Source organism: Acinetobacter stercoris (genome assembly GCF_900323515.1).
Taxonomy (GTDB): Bacteria; Pseudomonadota; Gammaproteobacteria; order Pseudomonadales; family Moraxellaceae; genus Acinetobacter; species Acinetobacter stercoris.
Map to the genome: position 1 here is coordinate 1 of NZ_OOGT01000260.1, position 4,603 is coordinate 4,603.

Consider the following 4,603-nt stretch of genomic DNA (forward strand, 5'->3'; position numbering starts at 1 on the left):
AAATATTTATCTATACTTAGAATTGGATCGAGATCTCTCCCAGATTCATAAGCTCTAAAATCAATATGATATGAATCATCAAAACTTATTGTCATTTATTCTCAATAAAAAAAGCCCTACTTCACAGTAGAGCCTTTTTTAAACAATATCAATAACTTTATCTTATGTGTTACGCCACATTCCCTTCCAGGAAATCCTGTGCAAAGCGTTGCAGTACACCACCCGCTTCATACACATGTACTTCTTCTTCAGTATCCAGACGACAAGTTACTGGTACTTTGATCACTTCATTCTTACCATCAGCGGTAGAACGCTCAATCACCAAAGTCAGGTCAGAACGTGGTGCAATATTACCAATCACACTATACAACTCAGTGCCATCAAGCTTTAAGGTTTTACGGTCTGTACCCGCTTTAAACTCAAGTGGAAGTACGCCCATGCCTACCAAGTTGGTACGATGAATACGCTCAAAACCTTCAGCCACGATCACTTCAACACCAGCTAAACGCACACCTTTCGCAGCCCAGTCACGACTCGAACCTTGACCGTAGTCTTTACCTGCAATAATGATCAGGGGTTGCTTACGATTCATATAAGTTTCGATCGCTTCCCACATACGCATTACTTCACCTTCTGGCTCAACACGTGCTTTCGAACCTTGCTTGATCGTACCGTCTGAACGCACCACCATTTCATTGAACAGTTTCGGGTTCGCCAAAGTTGCGCGTTGTGCAGTCAAATGGTCGCCACGGTGTGTTGCATACGAGTTAAAGTCTTCCTCTGGTACACCCATTTTTGCCAAATATTCACCTGCTGCCGAATCCAGAATAATTGCATTCGATGGTGATAAATGGTCAGTAGTAATGTTGTCAGGCAAGATCGCAAGTGGACGCATATTTGAAAGTGTACGCGGTGCAGCAAGTGCCCCTTCCCAATATGGTGGACGGCGGATATAAGTACTTTGCGGACGCCAGTCATAAAGTGGGCTTGCTGCCTGTTCACGCTCACCCAAATCGAACATCGGGATATACACTTTACGGAACTGTTCAGGTTTAACCGATTTTTGCACTAGAGCATCAATCTCTGCATCTGACGGCCAGATGTCTTTCAGGTAAATTGGATTACCATCTTTGTCATTACCCAATGAATCTTTTTCGATATCAAAACGGATCGTTCCTGCAATCGCATACGCCACAACTAAAGGTGGAGATGCCAAGAACGCTTGTTTCGCATAAGGATGGATACGTCCATCAAAGTTACGGTTACCAGAAAGCACCGCTGTCGCATACAGGTCACGATCAATGATTTCTTGTTGAATCACTGGATCAAGTGCACCAGACATACCGTTACATGTCGTACATGCATACGCGACGATACCAAAGCCAAGTTTTTCCAGATCATGCAATACGCCTGCTTCTTCAAGATATAGTGCCGCTGCTTTAGAACCTGGTGCAAAAGATGTTTTTACCCAAGGTTTACGCACTAAACCAAGCTCATTCGCTTTACGTGCAAGTAGACCTGCTGCAACGGTATTGCGTGGGTTAGATGTATTGGTACATGAGGTAATCGCAGCAATGATGATTGCACCATCAGGCATTAAACCATCGTCGCGATTTTCAACAACACCTGCGATGCCTTTTTCTTTAAGGTCACTCGTTGAGACACGTGCATGCGGATTTGATGGACCTGCGATATTACGAGTCACTTTGGACAGATCAAACTGAAGCACACGTGGATACTCAGCCTGTTTCATTTCCGATGCCCAAAGACCAATTTCCTTGGCATAGGTTTCAACCAGTTTAATCTGATCTGCCTCTCGACCAGTCAATGTCAGATAATCAATGGTATTTTGATCAATGTAGAACATCGCTGCCGTTGCGCCATATTCTGGCGTCATATTGGAGATGGTCGCACGATCACCAACTGACATACTGTCAGCACCTTCACCAAAGAATTCAAGATATGCACCAACGACACGTTCTTTACGTAAGAATTCAGTTAAGGCAAGTACAATATCTGTCGCCGTAATCCCTGCTTGACGTTGACCAGTCAATTCTACACCGATGATGTCTGGTAGACGCATCCATGATGCACGACCAAGCATCACATTTTCAGCCTCTAAGCCACCGACACCGACAGAAATTACACCAAGTGCATCCGTATGTGGTGTATGCGAATCTGTACCTACACAAGTATCTGGAAATGCGATGCCATCACGGTTCTGGATCACTGGAGACATTTTTTCCAGATTGATTTGGTGCATGATACCGTTCCCAGCAGGAATCACATCAACATTTTCAAATGCAGTTTTAGTCCATTCAATAAAATGGAAACGGTCTTCATTGCGACGATCTTCGATTGCACGGTTTTTCTCAAATGCATCTGGATCAAAACCGCCATATTCCACGGCTAAAGAGTGGTCTACGATTAATTGAGTTGGAACAACTGGATTGACTTTAGACGGATCACCACCTTGATCCGCAATCGCATCACGAAGTCCTGCCAAATCGACCAATGCTGTTTGCCCCAAAATGTCATGACATACAACACGAGCAGGATACCAAGGAAAATCATGATCTTGCTTACGTTCAATCAATTGTTTTAAGGACTGTTCCAAAATCGCTGGATCACAGCGACGAACGAGTTGTTCAGCTAAAACTTTTGAAGTATATGGGAGTTTGTCATATGCGCCTGGCTGAATATCTTCGACGGCTTGGCGTACATCAAAATATTCGAGCTGGGTTCCTTGCAGTGGTTTGCGGTAGTTGTTATTCATAGCTTACCTTGCCTCTTGAATCGTTTTTGTACTACGACTTCGTTGTTGAATTTGTTCAATCTCTTGGCTGGCATAGTACACTGTCGAAAACCCATTTCCCAAATCCTATATATTTCATATTCTTAGATATAAAAACAGGGGTTTTAGCAACATTTAGTAACAAATGCTTTGAAAAATTTGCGCTAAATGTGCTTTTTTTTGAAAAATAGCGGAGAATAACCCTAATTCTTTAGTATTAGATTTAAGATAAGTGAGTAATTCATGAGCAATCTAGCGTTCTCCTCATTCACTTTAAACGGTGCAGATGCCCAAAAATTCCTACAAGGTCAAGTCACACTCAATGTAGAGGCTTTAGCTGAAAATTTGACACGTTACACAGCTATTTGTGACCTGAAAGGTCGAATCCATTTTGGTTTATGGCTTAAAAAAATCAATGCTGAATCCTTTGAAATCGTAATAACTCAAGATCAAAGTGAAGAATTTGCAAAACATATTAAAAAATATGGCGCTTTTTCAAAAATGAAGTTAGAGCAGGCTGCTGAGGTTTACCCTATATTAAATGGTGAATCTACGGACTTTTCCATAGAAAAAACTGATATTGATGTATGGCAACTTCAAGCCATTGATGCGGGTCAGGCATGGATAACTCAAGCAACTGAAAGTTTATTTCAACCACAAGAGTTACGCTTACACCAGCGTGAAGGTGTGCACTATGACAAAGGGTGTTATCTGGGGCAGGAAATCATTGCCCGCCTTTGGTTTAAAGCAAAACCTAAACATTGGCTACATCTGGTTTTAGGAAATGGTGAATGCCCTGCTCCAGCAACCAAACTTAATAAAGATGTAGAAATAGTCAATAGTGTTGCTATCGAAAATGGTTACAAAGCGCTTGTTGTTGCGAAACCTGATGCTTTGGCTGAACTAAGTCTGGATATTTTAGATTTGCCAGAATATTTGAATGGTGATGTAGCTAGACCACAATAATCTCTTTAAGTATATTCATAAAAAACCACGATCAACGCTCGTGGTTTTTTATTTTTTTAAATAGCACGATCACTAAGCCTTTAAAATAATTCGTATTCAAAATCATAAAATCTATTTTTTTAAGACCTATTGAATATCAAACAAACTCTTTTTAAAATAATAATTCATGTGTTATCGCGGTTGCTGATCCCGATCAACCATGAGTTTAAAAAAATGCAACCCAAACAACAAATTTCTGAACGTAATCGCGCATGGCGACGTAAACTTTATTTTTTATATCGTGGTCGTGATTGCAGGCATACATCTACACTCTGGAAACCTGAAAAAGATTGGAAAAATCTTTGGAATAGGTCTTTGAAAAGAAATCGTGCGAAACAGCTTGGAATGGAATACCCTCGTATTTCCACAGCAAAAAGACTAAGACAGGTACGACATGATTACTGGAATTTTGACCTTTGAATTATCTTTTTATCTGTAGTCGTAATCAATGGCGTAGTCCAACGGCTGAACGTGTTTTTGCTCAAAATTATGCTATAAATACTCGCTCTGCTGGAACGAGCCGCCATGCCAGACATACTGTTTCTGCCCAAGATATACATTGGGCAGATCATATTTTTGTTATGGAATATAAACATAAAAAATCCATTTTAGAAAAATTTAGCAAACAGCTTGCTCAAAAAAAGGTGGTTGTTTTAGATATTCCTGATAATTATCAATATATGGATACCGAACTAATCAATATTTTAAAAGAAACAATGACCTATTATTTAGAGTAATTTTGATTTAATATTTTAAAAAATCCAAGTTTAGATAGTATAAGAACAGTTTTATTATTCTATATTC

Annotated in this window: 4 protein-coding genes; 3 read left to right on the forward strand and 1 reads right to left on the reverse strand. The window is 40.2% G+C overall.

Features of this window, described 5'->3' with window-relative positions:
• Positions 1-169: 169 nt before the first annotated feature.
• On the reverse strand, positions 170-2,776 hold the full coding sequence (gene acnD, locus KPC_RS18030) for a Fe/S-dependent 2-methylisocitrate dehydratase AcnD (protein ID WP_121975714.1): 2,607 nt from the start codon (positions 2,774-2,776) through the stop codon (positions 170-172).
• Positions 2,777-3,037: 261 nt separating this feature from the next.
• Here acnD and ygfZ point away from each other — a divergent pair, with 261 nt between their 5' ends.
• From ygfZ to KPC_RS18045, 3 genes are all read left to right on the forward strand, one after another.
• Positions 3,038-3,760 carry a CAF17-like 4Fe-4S cluster assembly/insertion protein YgfZ gene (gene ygfZ / locus KPC_RS18035; protein ID WP_121975715.1) on the forward strand — a complete coding sequence of 241 codons (723 nt, stop codon included), beginning with the start codon at positions 3,038-3,040 and terminating at the stop codon, positions 3,758-3,760.
• A gap of 213 nt (positions 3,761-3,973) precedes the next feature.
• A complete protein-coding gene (locus tag KPC_RS18040; protein WP_121975716.1) occupies positions 3,974-4,219 on the forward strand; it encodes a hypothetical protein in 246 nt (81 codons plus the stop codon).
• Positions 4,216-4,536: a low molecular weight protein tyrosine phosphatase family protein gene (locus KPC_RS18045; RefSeq protein ID WP_121975717.1), complete on the forward strand. Its 321-nt coding sequence runs from the start codon at positions 4,216-4,218 to the stop codon at positions 4,534-4,536. Before KPC_RS18040 ends, KPC_RS18045 begins: the two co-directional genes overlap by 4 nt.
• The last annotated feature ends 67 nt before the right edge of the window (positions 4,537-4,603 follow it).

What these genes read in the sequence shown, in the direction of transcription:
- KPC_RS18040 (WP_121975716.1), top strand. Translation starts at nt 3,974, where the DNA reads ATGCAACCCAAACAACAAATTTCTGAACGTAATCGCGCATGGCGACGT.
- acnD (WP_121975714.1), bottom strand. Translation starts at nt 2,776, where the DNA reads ATGAATAACAACTACCGCAAACCACTGCAAGGAACCCAGCTCGAATAT.
- ygfZ (WP_121975715.1), top strand. Translation starts at nt 3,038, where the DNA reads ATGAGCAATCTAGCGTTCTCCTCATTCACTTTAAACGGTGCAGATGCC.